The sequence below is a fragment of the Pseudomonas sp. P9_31 genome (assembly GCF_034008235.1).
Classification (GTDB): domain Bacteria; phylum Pseudomonadota; class Gammaproteobacteria; order Pseudomonadales; family Pseudomonadaceae; genus Aquipseudomonas.
The window spans coordinates 3,107,276-3,125,136 of sequence record NZ_CP125375.1; the positions used below are offsets into that span (position 1 = coordinate 3,107,276).

Consider the following 17,861-nt stretch of genomic DNA (forward strand, 5'->3'; position numbering starts at 1 on the left):
TCAGTAATGACTGACGCAAGGCCAGTTGAGTTTTGGGGAATGGCTTAAAGTCGGGTGCGGTGATGTGCTTCCATGTGTTATTTCAACGGCACGACAACTGAGCGATTCCATCGGGAGGCAGTGATGTTCAAAGGCATATTGATCGACAAAGACGACAGCGGTTACCGGGCCACACTGCAAGAGATCAATGACAATCAATTGCCCGAGGGCGATGTGACGGTGCGTGTGGCGTACAGCACGCTGAACTTCAAGGATGGCCTGGCGATCACCGGCAGCAGCCCGGTGGTGCGCAAATTCCCCATGGTGCCGGGGATCGATCTGGCGGGCACTGTCGAAGTCAGCAGTCATCCGGACTACAAGGTGGGTGATCAAGTCCTGCTCAATGGCTGGGGCGTGGGTGAAGGACACTGGGGCGGATTGGCGCAGAAAGCTCGCCTGAATGGCGATTGGCTGATCCCGCTGCCCAAAGCGTTCACCGCTGCGCAAGCGATGGCCATTGGCACGGCCGGTTACACGGCGATGCTGAGCATCCTGGCGCTGGAGCACAACGGCGTGAACCCCGAGCAGGGCGAAGTGCTGGTGACGGGCGCCAATGGCGGCGTAGGCAGTTTCTCCATCGCGCTGCTGAGCAAACTCGGCTACCGCGTGGTGGCGTCCACCGGCCGCACCTCGGAGCACGACTACCTCAAGCAATTGGGCGCCAGTGAAATCATCGATCGCGCCACGCTGTCCGAGCCGGGCAAACCGTTGGCCAAGGAGCGTTGGGCAGCGGTGATCGACTCGGTCGGCAGCCACACACTGGCCAATGCTTGCGCCAGCACCCGGGCCAACGGTACCGTCGCCGCCTGTGGCCTGGCCCAGGGCATGGATTTTCCAGCCTCCGTCGCGCCGTTCATTTTGCGCGGTGTGACCTTGGCCGGCATCAACAGCGTGACCCAACCCAAAGCCAAGCGGATACTGGCCTGGAATCGTCTGGCCAAGGAGCTGGATTTCGCCTTGCTGCCGCTGATCAGCCACGAAATCGGCTTGAGCGAAGCCATCGACGCTGCGCGGCGCTTGCTCGCCGGCCAGTTGCGCGGTCGGGTGGTGGTCGACGTCAATCGTTGATCATCTCAATGCCAATCAAACAGACAAACTGTAGAAACAAGGAAACATCGACAATGGATGTAAAACTGCGTGAAGTGCTGCCCTTTAGCGTCTCGGGTTTGCAGGTGCGAACCCTCAATGCCGCCGAGCAGCAGCCCGATACCGCGCGTATCGGCCCGATGTGGGAACAATTTTTCGTTGAGGACATTTTCGACAAGATCGCCCACAAACAGCCGAACGCCTTCATGTACGGCGTCTATTCCAACTACGAGTCCGATGCTTCGGGCCCGTTCGATGTGACGGCGGGTGCGGCCGTCACCGCGCCCTCCGAAGACTTTGCGCTGGTTCAGGTTGAGGGCGGCGATTACCTGGTGTTCAGCGCCAAAGGGCCGATGCCCGATAGCGTCATTCAGACATGGGGCCTGGTCTGGGCTTACTTCGAGGATAACCCGCAGGTTCGCCGCAAGTTCGCCACGGACTTCGAGGTCTACACCGGCCCGGAGTCCGTGGCGGTCTACATCGGCATTCAGGACTCAGCCGCGTTTTCACGTTCCAGTAACTGACGCTTGCGCTCCACGCCCCAGCGATAGCCCGACAGGTTGCCGTCGCTGCGCACCACGCGATGGCAAGGGATCGCCACCGCCAGGCTGTTCGCGCCACAGGCCTGGGCCACGGCGCGTACGGCTTTCGGTGCGCCGATGCGCTGAGCGATATCGGCATAACTGGCGGTGCTGCCAGCGGGAATCTCCCGCAAGGCTTGCCACACCCGCTCCTGAAACGCCGTGCCGCGTACGTCCAGCGGCAAGTCCAGGCCGAGCGCCGGGGCTTCGATAAAACCGACGACCTTGGCGATCAACTGCTCAAACTCATGATCGGCACCAATCAGGTTGGCGCGTCGAAACTTGTCCTGCAGATCACAGACTAATTGATGCGGGTCGTCCCCCAGCAGGATCGCACAGACGCCGCGCTCACTTTGTGCCACCAGAATCGCCCCGAGGGAACACTGGCCGACGGCAAAACGAATGTCGTTGTTCTGCCCGGCCGCGCGGTAGTCGCCGGGTTTCATGCCCAGCAGTTGATCCGCCGCCTCATAGAAACGGCTGTTGGAGTTGAAGCCGGCGTCATACAGCGCGTCAGTGACCGTGCCGCCGTCTGCCAGGCGTTCGCGAACCTTGCGCGAACGGTGGGCGGTGGCATAGCCCTTGGGTGTCAGGCCGGTGATGGCCTTGAACACGCGATGGAAGTGGAAACTGCTCAGGCCGGCCGCGTCCGCCAATTCATTCAGCGCCGGCAACGTTTCGGCGGATTCGATGTGACGGCACGCGGCGGCCACGGTCACGGCGTGTTGTGCGGCGACATCGCTTTGATCCTTCGCGGCCCGTTTGCTGGGGCGATAACCCGCCGCCTGGGCTTGCTCGGCCGTCTCGAAGAACTCGACGTTCTGCGGTTTCGGCAAGCGTGCCAGGCTGCTGGGGCGGCAGTAGATGCCGGTGGTTTTCACCGCATACACAAACTGCCCGTCGGCGCGGGGATCGCGTGCGACCACGGCGGCCCAGCGAGGATCGTTTTCGGTGGGGATTGTTGTCGATTGAGTTGTCATGGCTTCATGTCCGTTGACCCGTTTCATGCAGATTAAACAGCGGGTGCAGGCACCGCACTCCGGGTCTTGCGGTCGAATTCGAAAGCTTCATCCCGCGGTACGAAAGGTGAAGTTGATCCGTTGTTCGCCCAGTCGCGGATGTTGGCCATCCTTGATCGGCAATACGCCGTGATAGCGTAAACGGTCCACGCCACCCCAGACCACGATATCGCCGTGCAACAGCGGCACTCGCTGGCTTTTGGCGCTGCGTTCGAAGCCACCGAACAGGAACGTCGCCGGCAACCCCAAAGACACCGACACGATGGGGGCCGCGTAGGAACCTTCGTTTTTGTCCTGATGCAATGACATCCTGGCACCTGGAACATAGCGATTGATCAGGCAGGAATCCGGTACAAAATCCATAAATCCCGCCTCTCGCGCCGCTGCCTGGGCCAGTTCGAAAAACACCTCGGGCATTTCAGGCCAGGGCGCGCCGGTCTGCGGATCGTTACGGGTGTACTGGTAGCCGCTGCGGTCGGTTGTCCAGCCCCAGGTGCCGCAACTGCTCAAGGCCACCGACATGGTAAAACCGCCGGGCGTGATCATCTGCCGAAAGGGCGCCGCTGTCAGAACCGCCTCCAGTGCCGGCAGCAACCGGTCGAGCCAGGGCAGGGCAAAGCCGCTCAGAACGCAGGATTGTTCGCCGATCTGCTCACGCCGGGGCTGCTGCTCGGGTTCGGCGTCGGCAAACAGATCGAAGGTGATTGGGCTCATGGGGTCATAACGCATCGTGAAAGATGATTCCAAGGGTATGCCGTTTTCCACTGTGCAGGCGACTCACCCCGTGACGCATGGTCACTCGGTAATAACCGCGAACGCCTTTTACCGGGCGCAGGTTCACGGCAAAAATCAACGCATCGCCTTTCTTCAGGCCGATGACTTGCGGGCGTGACTGCATCCGTGGACGTTGTTCAGTCAGCACAAACTCGCCGCCGGTGAAATCCTCCCCTGGTTCTGACAGAAGAATCGCCACTTGCAGCGGGAAGACATGTTCGCCGTACAGATCCTGATGCAAGCAGTTGTAGTCCTGCGGGCCGTATTGCAGCAACAAGGGGGTCGGGCGTTCCTGACCGGCGGCATGACAGCGCTGCAGAAATGCTTCATGCGACTCAGGAAAACGGGTCGGCAGGTCCATGGATGCGTACCAGCGATTGGCGATTGGAACCAGTCGAGGGTAGAGCGCACGGCGCAACCGGGCCACTGGATCCGGCAGCGGGTATTTGAAGTATTTGTACTCGCCACGGCCAAAACCGTGGCGAGCCATCACCACTTTCGATCGAAAGGTCTCGGGCCGGTCGTACAGGGCGCTGATTTCATCGCAGGTTTCATGGCTTAAAAGCGACCTGATGATCGCGCAGCCATCCTGGTCGAGTTGTTGCTCGAGCATGGCCCAGTCGAGGGCATCGTCGTGAATCGGGTAAGTAAACAAGGGCTCTGACTCCTTGACCAAAAGGTCGAGGCGGCCAGTTTAGTGAGCGCTGCGGGAGTGGACACTCCGGTGCTTGCGGTCGAATTTCAAGGCTGGGAGCAGACGTCCATGTTGTCGCTCCACAGGGTGTTACAGCGCTTTGCTTACGCTGATTTCACTGATGACGTCTTCTGTCTGGCCATGAATGACGTCCAGTGCTGCCTTGGCTTCTTCTATCGTGCCGTTTTCAAGCTGGGCAAATTCGAAGCGGCGCTCGCCGTTGAGTTTATATTTGATGACGTACTTGGTCGTTTGGGCCACGGTCATTTCTGCCTGTATTCGTGTGAGCTCAGCTCAGTTTCGAGCTGGAGCGGCGGATGATCTTGATCGAGTGCGTCAGGGTCGGTTTGCGGGTCACGCTGATCGGCCGGCGGTTGACCGTGTCGATGGTGATGTTCCAGAAACCGGTGCTCGGCGCGGTGATCCGGGCTGGGAAGGTGTCGAAGGCGCCGCCGTGGTAAGTATGACGACCGCCGTTCTTGAAGCTGCGGAAGTTGGCGTCGTTCATCAAGCGGATGTTGCACATTTGGGAGCACTGGATGACGACGATGTCGTCTTCGTTGAGGTGCTCGCGCTGGTGGATAAATTTCATGAGGCGCCTCCAGAAGGGCTTTTTCTACAAAATCAAAACGATAGCATGGGCGATTGGCGCAGTTTATCAGCCCGAACAGGTTATTATCTGGCTGTCGGGGTTCGCTTTGACAATTAAAAACAGTTATTCGGAATTCTATGAGCGATAAAAGCAATGAGCCTCGGAGAAAAACAGCAGTTGTGCTGTCGGAGGGTCTTTATCGGAGGTTTTGTATGAAGTGGGGTGTTCTGGTCGTGCCGTTGGCATTGGCAGTGGGTGGATGTGCGACGGTCTCGGACATCAATGAGTCGCTGCCTACCATGAGCGTGATTTCAGGCAAGAAGCCCCATGAGTACGCGAAGTGCCTGGAGGAGAAACTGGCCGATAGCCGTGGAGCCCTGCAAGTCGAGCCGCAGAAGGACGGCGTGCGGGTTATCGTGCCGCAGAAGTTCTCCTCGGGGCCGGCAGCGGTGTTTGACATCGAAGACCGCTCCGGCGGCAGCAGCATCAAGCTGCATGAACGCATCTCCAACGTGCCCTTGCGCCCATGGGATGTGCGCAATGCCGCCACCGCGTGCATATCCGGCTGATAAACTACCCCCGGTCAGCATCGATGCCGTCAAAGTCGCGCTTTGACGGCATTGTCATTTCTGGAGTCGAGCATGAAGCGAGAACAGGTGCGGGAGCGCCATGCAGAGGGTCATATCTCTGCCACCCATGTGATTCAGAACCCGGCGAATCCGGGAGAATGGATCGTGTTTTTCAAGAAAAGCGCCGGGCGCAGTTATTTCCTGGTGGATGACAACGATGAAGTCGAGTCCTTTAGCCGCCTCGACGAATTGATCGAGACCGTGCGCGGGCTCGGGATCAAGTTTGCTGAAATCCATATATAGGACAGGGGAAGCCCTGATGCCGGTAAGTCAAGATACTGAATCTGTGGGAACGAGCGCGAAGAATGTACCGCGGTTTTTCAGGTATTACGCGTCATCGTTCTTCGCGGGCAAGCCACGCTCCCACAGGATTTGCGTAGCTCAAGTTTCTTGATTTATCGGTATTGGGAACCCTACTTGCAGACCACCACCACGCTGCGGTTTTTGTAATTGCCGACGTCGACGCCCAGGGTCTTGTCGCTTTCCTTGGTCGACGGTGTGCCGTCGGTACCGACAATCCGATAGCCGGTGCCGGCGCAAGAGGCATCGGCTTTTTCGTAGCAGCTTGCCCAGTCGTTGGCCTCCCCGGAACAGTCGATGCTCAGGCCTTGTTCGCCATTTTTCAGGTAAGTCGTTTCGGACGTGGCGCAGCCGCTCAGGGCCAATACCGCAATCAGTGGCAAAAATCTATTCATGTCGTGGTCGTCGTCAAGTGATGGGGGCTACTAAACGCTGTGACAGCGGCGGCCGCGAAAGATTATAGCTAATGGCCACTTCGCTGGCGGCAATCACAAAAAAGCCCTGCACAAAGGCAGGGCTGCGGTCATGTCCGGTTCAGCTCAAGACTTGTCCTTGCCGCGACGCTTCGGGGCTGGGTGTTCGAGCTCCAATACGGATGCTACTTCAATCGCCAACGCCTCGGTCGGGAAAGGCCCGGCAATATTCTCGCCGCTTGCACTGTCTACCCACCACTGGCCGTCTTTCGCCTGATTGATCAGGAACCCGTTGACACTTTTTGCTACCGACATCTATCTGCCTCGTTGGCTGGTTCAATCGGGCAATGATAGCGCCAAATGCCCGCAACGGGTGCCGAAGGGCGTAGGGTGGGGCAGATTGTGTTTCGGCTGATGGTCGTGCAAATCTGCCGATCTCTGCTATCTATAAGAGGTTATGCAGATTATCTGCGGAACTATCCATCAGAATATTTCTCTATGATGGCATCGGTTAGCCAGTGCGGGGCATTGTAAGGTGCACGCCGCCTGATTAGACTGCGCCGAAACTCGTACACACAGCCCTTTCAAGGACTTATATGATCAAGAAATGCTTGTTCCCAGCAGCCGGTTACGGTACTCGCTTCCTGCCAGCGACTAAAGCCATGCCCAAAGAAATGCTGCCGGTGGTAAACAAGCCACTGATCCAGTACGGCGTCGAAGAAGCACTGGACGCTGGGTTGACCGAAATCTCCATCGTTACCGGTCGCGGCAAGCGCGCCCTGGAAGACCACTTCGACATCAGCTACGAGCTGGAAAACCAGATCAAGGGCACCGACAAGGAAAAATACCTGGTCGGCATCCGTAAACTGCTCGACGAGTGCTCGTTCTCCTACACTCGCCAGACCGAAATGAAAGGCCTGGGCCACGCGATCCTGACCGGTCGTCCACTGATCGGCGACGAACCCTTCGCTGTGGTGCTGGCGGACGACTTGTGCGTCAACCTGGAAGGCGACGGCGTACTGACCCAGATGGTCAAGCTGTACAAGCAGTACCGCTGCACCATCGTGGCGATTCAGGAAGTTGATCCATCAGAAACCAACAAGTACGGCGTGATCGCCGGCGACCTGATTGGTGATGACCTGTACCGAGTACGCAACATGGTTGAGAAGCCTGCCCCTGAAGATGCGCCGTCGAACCTGGCAATCATTGGCCGTTACATCCTGACACCGGATATCTTCAAGCTGATCGAAGAAACCGAGCCAGGCAAAGGCGGCGAAATCCAGATTACTGACGCCCTGATGAAGCAAGCCAAAGACGGTTGCGTGATTGCCTACAAGTTCAAAGGCAAGCGTTTTGACTGCGGTGGCGCTGAAGGCTACATCGAGGCAACCAACTTCTGCTTCGAGAATTTCTACAAGACGGGTAAGGCTTACTGATAGCGCCTGAGCTGCTTGTACTGAAAAGCCACCTTCGGGTGGCTTTTTCATTTTCCGGTCCCATATCGTTTGCAATGCTTGCTCAACGGACACCCGCAGGTATGCTGGTGACCTGCCGAGGAGATAGTAATGGCCTACGATTTTGACTTGTATGTGATTGGCGCCGGTTCCGGCGGTGTTCGGGCTGCGCGGTTTGCGGCCGGTTTTGGCGCGAAAGTCGCTGTGGCCGAGAGCCGCTACCTGGGCGGTACGTGTGTAAACGTCGGCTGCGTGCCGAAAAAATTGCTGGTCTATGGCGCGCACTTCGCCGAAGACTTCGAGCAATCGCAAGGTTTTGGTTGGACCCCGGGTGAGGCGAAGTTCGACTGGGCGATGCTGATCGCCAACAAGGATCGCGAGATCAATCGTCTGAACGGCATCTATCGTAATTTGCTGGTCAACAGCGGCGTGACCTTGCATGAAGGCCACGCGAAAATCGTCGATCCGCATACCGTCGAGATCGATGGCGAACGCTACACCGCCAAAAACATTCTGATTGCTACCGGTGGCTGGCCGCAGATCCCGGAGATTCCGGGGCACGAGCATGCGATCAGTTCCAATCAGGCGTTCTTCCTTAAAGAGCTGCCCAAGCGCGTTCTGGTGGTCGGTGGCGGTTACATTGCGGTGGAGTTTGCCGGGATTTTCCACGGGCTGGGGGCCAAAACCACGCTGCTGTATCGCGGTGATCTGTTCCTGCGTGGCTTCGACGGTGCGGTGCGCAAACATTTGCAGGAAGAGTTGACCAAGCGCGACATGGACCTGCAATTCAATGCTGATATCGAGCGCATCGACAAACAAGCCGACGGCAGCCTGAAGGCCACCCTCAAGGATGGTCGCGAGCTGGAAGCAGATTGCGTGTTCTACGCCACCGGCCGGCGTCCGATGCTCGATAACCTGGGGCTGGAAAACACCGGCGTCAAACTCGACAAGAAAGGGTTTGTCGAGGTCGATGAGCAGTATCAAACCGCAGAACCATCGATCCTGGCTCTGGGCGATGTGATCGGTCGAGTGCAACTCACGCCGGTTGCTCTGGCCGAAGGTATGGCCGTGGCACGACGCTTGTTCAAGCCCGAGCAATATCGCCCGGTGGATTACAAGATGATCCCGACCGCCGTGTTCAGCTTGCCGAACATCGGCACGGTCGGCCTGACTGAAGAGGAGGCGCGAGAAGCCGGGCACGATGTGGTGATCTTCGAAAGCCGATTCCGGCCGATGAAGCTGACCCTGACCGAGTGCCAGGAACGTACCCTGATGAAGCTGGTGGTGGACGCCAAGACCGACAAGGTCTTGGGTTGCCACATGGTCGGCCCGGATGCCGGTGAGATCGTTCAGGGGCTGGCGATTGCCCTGAAGGCGGGCGCGACCAAGCGCGACTTCGACGAAACCATCGGCGTGCATCCGACGGCCGCCGAAGAGTTCGTCACCATGCGTACGCCAGTCGGGGGTTAATCGTCTTTTTGCGGCGTTGATGTGTCTGGCCCTGTCGCAACGACAGCGGCCAGGCGCACGCTTTCATCCAGGCTCGCCTGCAACTTGATCAGTTCAACTTCCAGCGCTTTGTTGATGTGCGACTGTTCGTCGATGTTCTGCTTGAGTGACTGGCTTTCCAGCAAGGCAATGCGCAAGCGTTCCTGGAGGAGGGTGCGTTCACTGTCGATACGGTTGACCTGTTCCAGCAGCTGATCCTGTCGGCTGTTGGTGTGCTTGAGTTGCTCTTGCGACAGGCTCAACTCCCGCAGCGTTCCGCGGTTTTCCGTCAGTAAGCGCTCGTTATCGCGATGCAGCTGGGTGATTTCATCCTGGCGAACCAGTGCGCTTTGCTGCGCCTGGCGCAACTCCATCTGAATCTGCTGTACCTGACCTTCGTGGCGGCGCTGCTCCTGCTCGCGCTGGTCCTTGACGGCGCTGCGATAGTGTTCCAGCGCTTCGCGGGCGTGCAGATGCTTTTCTTCCAGCGAGCGGATCTGCTCGTCCTTGTCCTGCAAGCGTAATTCGAAATCCGCCAGCGCCTGGTTCAGGCCGGCGTTGCGGGTTTGCTCGGTTTGCAGCATGGAGCGGGTGTCTTGCAGCTCCGTCGATTCCTGGGTCAGCGCCAGGCTTTGAATTTCGTATTGCTGCTGCAATTGGGTGTTGGTCTCGCGAGCCTCGTGCAGCTGGGTTTCCAGTTCTTTTCGTTGTTGCTCGAACTGTGCGCGCGCCTGGTCGATGGGCTCTTGCGCCTGCTCTTTCAGGCGTTGCGCCAGCCGCGACACCAGGCCTGCCAACTCATCGTCAATAGGCTCGGAAGGCGCTTGCTCGGGTTCGGCACCGTCATCGAGCTCCTTCATATAGCGATGGATCGTGGTTTTTGAGCCGGTATTGCCCATCTCGATCCGTACCGCGTCGATGCTCGGGTGTTCGCCCCGGGCAAGGATCGCCGAGCGTGCCGCCTGCACCAGTGCCTTGTTTACGCCGCCACGTGCCATGTGTTCTCCCACGATTTGATACTGTGGTACGTACCACTAATATGCGCAATGTACCACGAAACGAATAAACTTAAAATATCGTGATCCATCATGCGGGATATACTGGTATTACCCCGCGTGATAAACCTGACAGCGGGTTTTCAAACACTCACGCGGTACGTTTTCGAGAACTGAGGCCATGACCGAGCTGGATCGCTACCTGCAAGCCGCCACTCGCGACAACACCCGTCGCAGCTATCGCGCGGCCATCGAACACTTCGAAGTCAGTTGGGGCGGGTTCCTGCCGGCGACCGGCGATAGCGTGGCGCGCTATCTCGTGGCTCACGCGGGCGTGCTGTCGATCAATACCTTGAAGTTGCGCTTGTCCGCGCTGGCGCAGTGGCACAACAGCCAGGGATTTGCCGACCCCACCAAGGCGCCTGTGGTGCGCAAAGTGTTCAAGGGTATTCGCGCACTGCACCCGGCCCAGGAAAAACAGGCCGAGCCGTTGCAGCTTCAGCACCTGGAGCAAGTGGTTGCCTGGCTGGAGCAGGAAGCGCAAACCGCCAAGGCGCAGGGCGATCAACCGGGTTTATTGAGGGCCAGGCGCGACACGGCGCTGATCTTGCTGGGCTTTTGGCGCGGTTTCCGTAGCGATGAGTTGTGCCGTGTGCAGATTGAACATGTGCAGGCCAGCACCGGTTCGGGCATCACCCTCTACCTGCCACGCAGCAAGAGCGACCGCGAGAACCTCGGCCAGACATACCAGACGCCGGCCTTGCAGCGCTTGTGTCCGGTGCAGGCCTATATCCAATGGATTACTGAAGCAGCGTTGGTCCGCGGGCCCGTGTTCCGGGCTATCGACCGCTGGGGCCATTTGAGCGAGGAGGGCTTGCACGCCAATAGCGTGATCCCGTTGTTGCGTCAGGCACTGGAGCGCGCCGGCATTGCGGCCGAACACTACACCAGTCACTCCTTGCGTCGTGGCTTTGCCACTTGGGCCCATCAGAGCGGTTGGGATTTGAAGTCGTTGATGAGTTACGTGGGCTGGAAGGATATGAAGTCCGCCATGCGCTATGTTGAAGCCAGCCCGTTTCTCGGGATGACCCGCATCGCTGAAAAGCCGTTGATGCCGTAGATCACATTTTCTTCTATTAATACGCTCTGCTAATAGTGAAAACCAATCAGTAGCATCATGTTTGCCAATGAGCCATCCGTCCGTCGAGTAGGTAAAGTTCACTCCATCAACTTCTTAACCCCTGACGGAGAGTCAACGATGCCTATCATCAACAGCCAAGTTAAACCGTTCAAAGCTACCGCCTACAAAAATGGCGACTTCGTACAAGTGTCGGACGCTGACCTGAAAGGCAAGTGGTCTGTCGTTTTCTTCTACCCGGCTGACTTCACCTTCGTTTGCCCGACCGAACTGGAAGACCTGGCTGACAACTACGCCGAGTTCCAAAAACTGGGCGTCGAAATCTACAGCGTTTCCACCGATACCCACTTTGCCCACGCTGCCTGGCACAACACTTCGCCAGCCATCGGCAAAATCCAGTACACCATGATCGGCGACCCGACTCATGTCATCTCCCGCAACTTCGACGTGCTGATCGAAGAAGCTGGTCTGGCTGACCGTGGCACCTTCGTGATCAACCCGGAAGGCCAGATCAAAATCGTTGAACTCAACGACGGCGGTGTAGGCCGCGACGCTTCCGAGCTGCTGCGCAAAATCAAGGCTGCCCAGTACGTTGCTGCTCACCCAGGCCAGGTTTGCCCAGCCAAGTGGAAAGAAGGCGAGGCCACTCTGGCTCCGTCCCTGGACCTGGTCGGCAAGATCTAAGTCTGTGACGCGCTTCACCAGGGCGGAACTCCGCACCTCTTAAGTAAGCTGCACCGCCCTCAAAAACGCCCGGGCGAGATTCGCTCGGGCGTTTTTTTTATGTCTGATCAAAAGAATAGGAAATCGCCCGTATGTTGGACGCCAATCTTAAAGCCCAGTTGAAATCGTACCTGGAACGGGTCACCCAGCCGATCGAGATCGTCGCATCCCTCGACGACGGTGCGAAATCCCAGGAAATGCTCGCGTTACTCAAAGACGTTGCCAGTCTTTCCACCCAGATTACTTTGCTCGACAACGGCGACGATGCGCGTAAACCATCGTTCTCGATCAACCGCCCGGGAGCCGATATCAGCCTGCGTTTCGCCGGCATCCCGATGGGTCACGAATTCACGTCCTTGGTGCTGGCCCTGCTGCAAGTCGGCGGCCATCCATCGAAGGCCAGTATCGAAGTGATCGAACAGATCCGCTCGCTCAAAGGTGAGTTCAACTTCGAGACTTATTTCTCGCTGTCCTGCCAGAACTGCCCGGACGTGGTCCAGGCGTTGAACCTGATGGCCGTGCTGAATCCGAACATCCGTCACGTCGCCATCGACGGCGCGCTGTTCCAGGCTGAAGTCGACGAACGTCAGATCATGGCCGTGCCAAGCGTTTACCTGAACGGTGTGAACTTCGGTCAGGGCCGCATGGGCCTGGAAGAAATCCTCGCCAAGATCGACACCAGCGGCATCGAGCGTCAGGCCGAGAAAATCAGCGCCAAGGAAGCCTTTGACGTGCTGGTCGTCGGCGGTGGCCCGGCCGGTGCTTCGGCGGCGATCTACGCTGCTCGTAAAGGCATTCGCACCGGTGTGGCGGCGGAACGTTTTGGTGGTCAGGTGCTCGACACCATGGCCATCGAGAACTTCATCTCCGTGCAGGAAACCGAAGGGCCGAAACTGGCCGTGGCGCTGGAAGAGCACGTCAAGCAGTACGACGTGGACATCATGAACCTGCAACGCGCCGACAAGCTGGTGCCGGGTAAAAATGGCGAGCTGCACCAAATCCATTTCGCCAGCGGCGCTTCCTTGAAAGCCAAGACCGTCATTTTGGCGACCGGTGCCCGGTGGCGTGAAATGAACGTTCCGGGTGAGCAGCAATACCGCAACAAGGGCGTGGCGTACTGCCCGCACTGTGACGGTCCGCTGTTCAAAGGCAAGCGTGTGGCGGTGATTGGTGGCGGTAACTCCGGCGTCGAAGCGGCCATCGATCTGGCCGGGATCGTGTCCCACGTGACCTTGCTGGAATTCGACGTACAACTGCGCGCCGACGCGGTGTTGCAGCGCAAGTTGCACAGCCTGCCGAACGTGACCGTGATCACCAGTGCGCAAACCACTGAAGTGACTGGCGACGGCCAAAAGGTCAACGGCCTGCGCTACAAGGATCGCCAGTCGGATGAGTTGCGCACGGTCGAACTGGAAGGGATTTTCGTGCAGATCGGTCTGTTGCCTAACACCGATTGGCTCAAAGGCACCATCGAGCTGTCGCCACGCGGCGAGATCATCGTCGATGCTCGCGGTGAAACGTCGATGCCCGGCGTGTTCGCAGCCGGTGACGTGACCACCGTGCCGTACAAGCAGATCGTGATTGCGGTGGGCGAGGGCGCCAAGGCCTCCCTGAGCGCATTCGATCACTTGATCCGCACCTCGGCACCGGCATGATCCGACGCTGAGAACACAAAACCCCATGAGCGATCATGGGGTTTTTTGTGCTTCACGCATTCCCAACGTGGGAGCGAGCCTGCTCGCGAATGCGGCGTGCCTGACGACTCAGATGTTTAATGTGAGTCCGCCATCGCGAGCAGGCTCGCTCCCACAGGGATTTGTGGTGAGTTTTACAGTGGTGCAGGCTGAATGATCTCGACCCAGTAACCATCCGGGTCCTTGATGAAGGCCAGGCTCTTCATGCGGCCGTCGTTCAGGCGTTTCTGGAAGTCGCAGCCCAGCGCCTCGAAGCGTTCGCACGCGGCGCGAATATCCGGCACCGAAATGCAGATATGACCGAAACCGCGCGGGTCGGTATTGCCATTGTGGTAGGTGAAATCCGCGTCGTTCTCGGTGCCGTGGTTGTGGGTCAGTTCGAGAATGCCGGGGATCGATGACATCCACTCGGTGCGAACTGCGGCATCGGCCGGGATCTGGTTTTTATCGACCAGCGCCAGGAAGTACAGGCTGAACTCGGCTTCCGGGAAATCGCGTTTTTCCACCAGCGAAAAACCCAGGACGCGAGTGTAGAAATCCAGGGATTGGGTGATGTCCTTGACCCGCAGCATGGTGTGGTTGAAGACGAACTTCTGGGTGGCGATATCGGGTTGGGCGGTCACGCCGGGAAAGGTATTGAGTTCGTGCAGGCTCATGGGCCCTCCGGAAAATAAGTGGGGCTACGCAATGATACGCAAGGGCTCTGGCATCGCCAAACCAAAACCGCACGCTTGCCTGACAGCCGGGCGAGGCTCAGACTTTGCGCCTCAATTCGTGAGTGTTCATTGCAATGATCCGATTCTGTCAATCGATGTTCGTCCTGATGTGTCTGCTTTCAGGTGTTACCGCCGCTCATGCGGAGGCACCGGTCGTGACCTGGCCCAGCGGATGGACCGTCGAGGCCGTTCCGCAAGACGAGGCCAAGCCACAGGTTTCCCGGCAGCGCGCGGTAAAAAATGGTCAGGACGGTACACCGGTAATGGTGATGGAGTTGACCATGACTCAAGTGGAAAGCGGTCACCAGGTGAATCTGGAGGGTGTGTTGCTGGAAATGCGCAAGTCGGTGCAGAAGGATTTTTTCCAGGGGGGATATCAGAGCGTTTGCACCAAAATTCACCCGACTACCTTGAGCCGGCTATCGGCGCTGGAAACTACCTGCACGATTACGCAGAACGGTCGACATGTGCTGTCTCAAACATTGGTCGCTGCGGTGGACGCCGATAAGGCCTATGTTCTTTCCTACGCGGGGCAGGCTGAGGTTTATAAAGCAAGTCAGGACGACATAGAGGCTGCTCGAAACAGCTTGAAACTTTAGTTTGAGGTTTACGTATCCGCAGATTTCAGCACGCTCGGCATTTTTTAGATAGCCAAAGGGATTAAGCAAAAAGTTGGTCGGCATGTAACGAGTTGATCGACGACTATCGTTGCATTTAGACGCCACCCATGAAAAAGCCCTGCATTGGCAGGGCTTTGTTATTGCCGTGAGTGCTTAAGCACGCAGCCAGGAATCAACGGTGGCTGCACCGTATTGTTCCTTCCAGGCTTTCAGGCCACGGTGGTTGCCGCCCTTGGTTTCAATCAGTTCACCGGTGTGCGGGTTCTGATAAACCTTGACCACACGAGCGCGGCGGGTTTTAGGTGCTGCTGCCTGCTGCAGGCCGGATTTCGCCGGGTTCGGATCGAGGATGGCGATGATGTCACGCAGGCTCTTGCCGTAGGTTTTCATCAGCCCCTGGAGCTTTTCTTCGAATTCGATTTCTTTCTTGAGCCCGGCATCGTTCTTCAGCGATTCCAACTGCTTGAGCTGTTCTTGAAGGGCCTTTTCAGCTGCACGGAATTCAGCGAGTCTGGACAATATCTTTACTCCAATAGTGTGTTTGGCTGATACCAACCGCAAACAAAGCTATAAGCCAAGAGCCTTGAAGCGACTCGGTGATAATGGCTCACCTGCCTATTTTGCACAGGTATGAAAAATTGTAGTAGTTAATCGGCCAAGAGTAAATCCTGACTTTTTCTTCATGTAACAAGAGTAGTCTTTTGATTCAATTTTGTGCTCATCATCATGATCTCGGCGCTTAAAGTGGTTAGTTAATGATCACTTAATGCACTAATCAATTCTGCGCCGGGCATCGGCCGACCGAACAGATAATCTTGCAGGAAGTTCACGCTGTTGCCGCTTATGCCGCTCAGCGATCATTCAGGCTCGAAGCCAGTTTGATAAAGGCCAGCGTTGCAGGTGATGACTGACGCTGATCGAGGACCGCCAGGCCAACCTGGCGACTGATCGGTGGTGACAGCGGTTTTTTCACGTAGCGACTGTCGTTGTCGTCAGGCAATGCCCCTTCGGCGACGACGGTCAGGGCATCGCCACGGCCCACGGTGTCCAGCGTGCTGAGCAACTGCGAGCAGCGATAGCGAATGTTCGGCGTCAACCGCGCTGCATTGAATAACCGCGACACCAGTTCCGAAGACCCGGCTTCGGTCAACACGAAAGGGTCGTGGCACAAGTCGCTCAGGCTCAAGCTGTCGCGACCGGCCAGCACATGACCGGCAGGCAGCAACGCGACCATCTGGTCCTCGATCAGTGCAACGGTGTCGAAACGCTCTTGGGGCAACACCACAAAGCCGATGTCGATACGCCGCTCTTCCAGCCACTGGATCACCTGGCGGTCCGGACCTTCGTCGATGTGAACCTCGATGCCAGGGTGGGCGGCGCGGTAATGCTGCAAGATTCTCGGCAGCAGTTTGATCGATGAGGTCGGGCCGAACGAGCCGATGCGCAGGGTGCCGCGCTTCATTCCACGGGCATCGGCCGCTTCCTGGCGCAAGGTGTTGGCCAGCCCGAGCATCGCCCGGGCGCGCAACAATAGCTGCTGGCCGATGTCACTCAGCTCGACCTGGGACTGATGCCGGCGCAGCAGTTCGACGCCCAACTCCTGTTCCAGCGACTTGAGCGCGTGGGAAACCGCGGATTGAGAGATTCCCAAACGATGGGCCGCCGCCGTGAAGCCGCGCAGTTCGGCCACCAGCGAGAAAATCTCCAGCTGAGTCAGGGTCATGAGTATTTACTCATTTTACGATGATCAATCATTAGTCAAATGATACGCCATGTGCCCAATTTTGGTGGTGGAGACTTATGACTACGTGTGAACAGACCCTTTCGAGTCCTTCGGATGTATCGGTTTATCTAAAGCTGGCGGCGGTCACCATGATCTGGGGCGGGACGTTCGTCGCCGGGCGGTTTCTGGCCGACAGCCTCAGTCCGTTGTTGGCGGCGAGCCTGCGGTTCTTGCTGGCGAGCATGGCGTTGCTGCTATTTGTGCTGTTGGCGCGGGTGCCTTTGGTGCGGCCCAGCCCTCGGCAATGGCTGCAATTGGCGCTGCTGGGTTTTTTCGGGATCTTTTTCTACAACCTGTGCTTCTTTTATGGGTTGCATTACATCAACGCGTCACGGGCGTCCTTGATCGTGGCGTTGAACCCGGCAGTGATCGGCCTGGCGTCGTGGTTGTTGTTCAAGGAGCGACTGAGCGGGGCGAAAGTGGCCGGGATCGCAATCTGCATTGCCGGTGCCAGCCTGGTGATTGTCAGCCGCAATCCGCGGCTCTTGGCCGGCAACGCCGATGCCTGGATCGGCGATCTGTTGATCTTCGGCTGTGTGCTCGGCTGGGGCATTTATTCGCTGTTCTCCAAAGAGCTGAACCAAACGCTGGGGCCGGTGCAGACGGTGACGTATTCGATTTTGCTGGGCACGCTGATGCTCTGGGTGACCAGTGCCGTGCGGGGTGAGCTGAGCGTCGCGGCGCTCACCGAACTCGGCACGCAACAGTGGTTGAGCCTGATATACCTGGGCGTGCTGGGTTCGGCGTTGGCCTACATTGGTTATTACGACGGTATCCGCAAAATCGGCGCGACGCGTTCGGGCGTGTTCATCGCCCTGAACCCGCTGACGGCCGTTCTCCTCGGCGCATTGTTGCTGGGTGAGCAACTGACTCTGGCGATGTACCTGGGGGGCGGGCTGATCCTGGCAGGGATTTTTCTGTGCAACAAACCGCTTGCGCAAGCCACGAAAAGGGGGATTTTATAAGAAGGCGGACAAACTGATTTACGCTGTGTAGAATCCGGTTACGCATATAAGAATAATCGTCTTCTGGCAGCAGAAGCCTCGCCCGCAAAAGCCTTGGGTCGACAATGAAGATATTTGGGTTTCAATTGATCTACGGTGACTTCCTCGCCCGCAGCGTG

22 protein-coding genes are annotated in these 17,861 nt (G+C 57.8%); 11 read left to right on the forward strand and 11 right to left on the reverse strand.

Annotated elements, in window-relative coordinates:
- Positions 1-123 precede the first annotated feature (123 nt).
- On the forward strand, positions 124-1,107 hold the full coding sequence (locus tag QMK51_RS13675; RefSeq protein WP_320394415.1) for an MDR family oxidoreductase: 984 nt from the start codon (positions 124-126) through the stop codon (positions 1,105-1,107).
- Between the two features lie 53 nt (positions 1,108-1,160).
- Complete coding sequence (locus QMK51_RS13680) at positions 1,161-1,649, forward strand: GyrI-like domain-containing protein (protein ID WP_320394416.1); 489 nt, start codon at positions 1,161-1,163, stop codon at positions 1,647-1,649.
- Here QMK51_RS13680 and ada read toward each other — a convergent pair.
- The 5 genes from ada to QMK51_RS13705 form a co-directional block, all read right to left on the reverse strand.
- Complete coding sequence (gene ada, locus QMK51_RS13685; protein ID WP_320394417.1) at positions 1,613-2,686, reverse strand: bifunctional DNA-binding transcriptional regulator/O6-methylguanine-DNA methyltransferase Ada; 1,074 nt, start codon at positions 2,684-2,686, stop codon at positions 1,613-1,615. The genes QMK51_RS13680 and ada overlap by 37 nt on opposite strands.
- An 87-nt stretch (positions 2,687-2,773) precedes the next feature.
- Positions 2,774-3,454, reverse strand: a complete 681-nt coding sequence (gene alkB, locus QMK51_RS13690) for a DNA oxidative demethylase AlkB (protein ID WP_320394418.1) — start codon at positions 3,452-3,454, stop codon at positions 2,774-2,776.
- Complete coding sequence (locus QMK51_RS13695) at positions 3,444-4,112, reverse strand: 2OG-Fe(II) oxygenase (RefSeq protein ID WP_413817538.1); 669 nt, start codon at positions 4,110-4,112, stop codon at positions 3,444-3,446. Before QMK51_RS13695 ends, alkB begins: the two co-directional genes overlap by 11 nt.
- Positions 4,113-4,283: 171 nt before the next feature.
- Complete coding sequence (locus tag QMK51_RS13700) at positions 4,284-4,460, reverse strand: hypothetical protein (protein WP_320394420.1); 177 nt, start codon at positions 4,458-4,460, stop codon at positions 4,284-4,286.
- Between the two features lie 22 nt (positions 4,461-4,482).
- Complete coding sequence (locus QMK51_RS13705) at positions 4,483-4,785, reverse strand: DUF1883 domain-containing protein (RefSeq protein WP_007900033.1); 303 nt, start codon at positions 4,783-4,785, stop codon at positions 4,483-4,485.
- Between the two features lie 212 nt (positions 4,786-4,997).
- On the opposite strand from QMK51_RS13705, the gene QMK51_RS13710 reads away from it, so the two are divergent.
- Positions 4,998-5,354, forward strand: a complete 357-nt coding sequence (locus tag QMK51_RS13710) for a hypothetical protein (RefSeq protein WP_258700485.1) — start codon at positions 4,998-5,000, stop codon at positions 5,352-5,354.
- Between the two features lie 72 nt (positions 5,355-5,426).
- Positions 5,427-5,657, forward strand: a complete 231-nt coding sequence (locus QMK51_RS13715) for a hypothetical protein (protein WP_258700486.1) — start codon at positions 5,427-5,429, stop codon at positions 5,655-5,657.
- Positions 5,658-5,827: 170 nt separating this feature from the next.
- Here the strand turns inward: QMK51_RS13715 and QMK51_RS13720 are convergent, their stop codons facing one another.
- Both QMK51_RS13720 and QMK51_RS13725 read right to left on the reverse strand, forming a co-directional pair.
- A complete protein-coding gene (locus tag QMK51_RS13720) occupies positions 5,828-6,109 on the reverse strand; it encodes a hypothetical protein (protein ID WP_320394421.1) in 282 nt (93 codons plus the stop codon).
- Between the two features lie 144 nt (positions 6,110-6,253).
- Positions 6,254-6,442, reverse strand: a complete 189-nt coding sequence (locus tag QMK51_RS13725) for a hypothetical protein (RefSeq protein ID WP_033055162.1) — start codon at positions 6,440-6,442, stop codon at positions 6,254-6,256.
- A gap of 281 nt (positions 6,443-6,723) precedes the next feature.
- Between QMK51_RS13725 and galU the strand changes: the two genes are divergently transcribed.
- Both galU and gorA read left to right on the forward strand, forming a co-directional pair.
- Positions 6,724-7,563 carry a UTP--glucose-1-phosphate uridylyltransferase GalU gene (gene galU / locus QMK51_RS13730; RefSeq protein WP_258700488.1) on the forward strand — a complete coding sequence of 280 codons (840 nt, stop codon included), beginning with the start codon at positions 6,724-6,726 and terminating at the stop codon, positions 7,561-7,563.
- 129 nt (positions 7,564-7,692) lie between these two features.
- Positions 7,693-9,051 carry a glutathione-disulfide reductase gene (gorA, locus tag QMK51_RS13735; RefSeq protein ID WP_320394422.1) on the forward strand — a complete coding sequence of 453 codons (1,359 nt, stop codon included), beginning with the start codon at positions 7,693-7,695 and terminating at the stop codon, positions 9,049-9,051.
- On the opposite strand, the gene QMK51_RS13740 is transcribed toward gorA, so the two are convergent.
- Positions 9,048-10,067 (reverse strand): DNA-binding protein, encoded by a 1,020-nt coding sequence (locus QMK51_RS13740; RefSeq protein WP_320394423.1) that lies wholly within the window; start codon positions 10,065-10,067, stop codon positions 9,048-9,050. The two genes, gorA and QMK51_RS13740, sit on opposite strands and share 4 nt — an antisense overlap.
- A gap of 178 nt (positions 10,068-10,245) precedes the next feature.
- On the opposite strand from QMK51_RS13740, the gene QMK51_RS13745 reads away from it, so the two are divergent.
- The 3 genes from QMK51_RS13745 (at position 10,246) to ahpF (ending at position 13,580) form a co-directional block, all read left to right on the forward strand.
- Positions 10,246-11,184 (forward strand): site-specific integrase, encoded by a 939-nt coding sequence (locus tag QMK51_RS13745; RefSeq protein ID WP_320394424.1) that lies wholly within the window; start codon positions 10,246-10,248, stop codon positions 11,182-11,184.
- Positions 11,185-11,322: 138 nt separating this feature from the next.
- Positions 11,323-11,886: an alkyl hydroperoxide reductase subunit C gene (ahpC, locus tag QMK51_RS13750; RefSeq protein WP_095079203.1), complete on the forward strand. Its 564-nt coding sequence runs from the start codon at positions 11,323-11,325 to the stop codon at positions 11,884-11,886.
- A gap of 131 nt (positions 11,887-12,017) precedes the next feature.
- Positions 12,018-13,580: an alkyl hydroperoxide reductase subunit F gene (ahpF, locus tag QMK51_RS13755; RefSeq protein ID WP_320394425.1), complete on the forward strand. Its 1,563-nt coding sequence runs from the start codon at positions 12,018-12,020 to the stop codon at positions 13,578-13,580.
- Positions 13,581-13,753: 173 nt separating this feature from the next.
- Here the strand turns inward: ahpF and gloA are convergent, their stop codons facing one another.
- Positions 13,754-14,275 carry a lactoylglutathione lyase gene (gene gloA, locus QMK51_RS13760; RefSeq protein ID WP_320394426.1) on the reverse strand — a complete coding sequence of 174 codons (522 nt, stop codon included), beginning with the start codon at positions 14,273-14,275 and terminating at the stop codon, positions 13,754-13,756.
- A 134-nt stretch (positions 14,276-14,409) separates the two neighbouring features.
- On the opposite strand from gloA, the gene QMK51_RS13765 reads away from it, so the two are divergent.
- A complete protein-coding gene (locus tag QMK51_RS13765) occupies positions 14,410-14,934 on the forward strand; it encodes a DUF4946 domain-containing protein (protein ID WP_320394427.1) in 525 nt (174 codons plus the stop codon).
- A 174-nt stretch (positions 14,935-15,108) separates the two neighbouring features.
- Here the strand turns inward: QMK51_RS13765 and QMK51_RS13770 are convergent, their stop codons facing one another.
- Both QMK51_RS13770 and QMK51_RS13775 read right to left on the reverse strand, forming a co-directional pair.
- Complete coding sequence (locus tag QMK51_RS13770; RefSeq protein WP_258700495.1) at positions 15,109-15,474, reverse strand: histone-like nucleoid-structuring protein, MvaT/MvaU family; 366 nt, start codon at positions 15,472-15,474, stop codon at positions 15,109-15,111.
- 331 nt (positions 15,475-15,805) lie between these two features.
- Positions 15,806-16,678 carry a LysR family transcriptional regulator gene (locus QMK51_RS13775; RefSeq protein ID WP_320394428.1) on the reverse strand — a complete coding sequence of 291 codons (873 nt, stop codon included), beginning with the start codon at positions 16,676-16,678 and terminating at the stop codon, positions 15,806-15,808.
- Positions 16,679-16,755: 77 nt separating this feature from the next.
- On the opposite strand from QMK51_RS13775, the gene QMK51_RS13780 reads away from it, so the two are divergent.
- Positions 16,756-17,703 carry a DMT family transporter gene (locus tag QMK51_RS13780; protein WP_320394429.1) on the forward strand — a complete coding sequence of 316 codons (948 nt, stop codon included), beginning with the start codon at positions 16,756-16,758 and terminating at the stop codon, positions 17,701-17,703.
- Positions 17,704-17,861: the final 158 nt, after the last annotated feature.

What these genes read in the sequence shown, in the direction of transcription:
- QMK51_RS13675 (WP_320394415.1), top strand. Translation starts at nt 124, where the DNA reads ATGTTCAAAGGCATATTGATCGACAAAGACGACAGCGGTTACCGGGCC.
- QMK51_RS13680 (WP_320394416.1), top strand. Translation starts at nt 1,161, where the DNA reads ATGGATGTAAAACTGCGTGAAGTGCTGCCCTTTAGCGTCTCGGGTTTG.
- ada (WP_320394417.1), bottom strand. Translation starts at nt 2,686, where the DNA reads ATGACAACTCAATCGACAACAATCCCCACCGAAAACGATCCTCGCTGG.
- alkB (WP_320394418.1), bottom strand. Translation starts at nt 3,454, where the DNA reads ATGCGTTATGACCCCATGAGCCCAATCACCTTCGATCTGTTTGCCGAC.
- QMK51_RS13695 (WP_413817538.1), bottom strand. Translation starts at nt 4,112, where the DNA reads ATGCTCGAGCAACAACTCGACCAGGATGGCTGCGCGATCATCAGGTCG.
- QMK51_RS13700 (WP_320394420.1), bottom strand. Translation starts at nt 4,460, where the DNA reads ATGACCGTGGCCCAAACGACCAAGTACGTCATCAAATATAAACTCAAC.
- QMK51_RS13705 (WP_007900033.1), bottom strand. Translation starts at nt 4,785, where the DNA reads ATGAAATTTATCCACCAGCGCGAGCACCTCAACGAAGACGACATCGTC.
- QMK51_RS13710 (WP_258700485.1), top strand. Translation starts at nt 4,998, where the DNA reads ATGAAGTGGGGTGTTCTGGTCGTGCCGTTGGCATTGGCAGTGGGTGGA.
- QMK51_RS13715 (WP_258700486.1), top strand. Translation starts at nt 5,427, where the DNA reads ATGAAGCGAGAACAGGTGCGGGAGCGCCATGCAGAGGGTCATATCTCT.
- QMK51_RS13720 (WP_320394421.1), bottom strand. Translation starts at nt 6,109, where the DNA reads ATGAATAGATTTTTGCCACTGATTGCGGTATTGGCCCTGAGCGGCTGC.
- QMK51_RS13725 (WP_033055162.1), bottom strand. Translation starts at nt 6,442, where the DNA reads ATGTCGGTAGCAAAAAGTGTCAACGGGTTCCTGATCAATCAGGCGAAA.
- galU (WP_258700488.1), top strand. Translation starts at nt 6,724, where the DNA reads ATGATCAAGAAATGCTTGTTCCCAGCAGCCGGTTACGGTACTCGCTTC.
- gorA (WP_320394422.1), top strand. Translation starts at nt 7,693, where the DNA reads ATGGCCTACGATTTTGACTTGTATGTGATTGGCGCCGGTTCCGGCGGT.
- QMK51_RS13740 (WP_320394423.1), bottom strand. Translation starts at nt 10,067, where the DNA reads ATGGCACGTGGCGGCGTAAACAAGGCACTGGTGCAGGCGGCACGCTCG.
- QMK51_RS13745 (WP_320394424.1), top strand. Translation starts at nt 10,246, where the DNA reads ATGACCGAGCTGGATCGCTACCTGCAAGCCGCCACTCGCGACAACACC.
- ahpC (WP_095079203.1), top strand. Translation starts at nt 11,323, where the DNA reads ATGCCTATCATCAACAGCCAAGTTAAACCGTTCAAAGCTACCGCCTAC.
- ahpF (WP_320394425.1), top strand. Translation starts at nt 12,018, where the DNA reads ATGTTGGACGCCAATCTTAAAGCCCAGTTGAAATCGTACCTGGAACGG.
- gloA (WP_320394426.1), bottom strand. Translation starts at nt 14,275, where the DNA reads ATGAGCCTGCACGAACTCAATACCTTTCCCGGCGTGACCGCCCAACCC.
- QMK51_RS13765 (WP_320394427.1), top strand. Translation starts at nt 14,410, where the DNA reads ATGATCCGATTCTGTCAATCGATGTTCGTCCTGATGTGTCTGCTTTCA.
- QMK51_RS13775 (WP_320394428.1), bottom strand. Translation starts at nt 16,678, where the DNA reads ATGACCCTGACTCAGCTGGAGATTTTCTCGCTGGTGGCCGAACTGCGC.
- QMK51_RS13780 (WP_320394429.1), top strand. Translation starts at nt 16,756, where the DNA reads ATGACTACGTGTGAACAGACCCTTTCGAGTCCTTCGGATGTATCGGTT.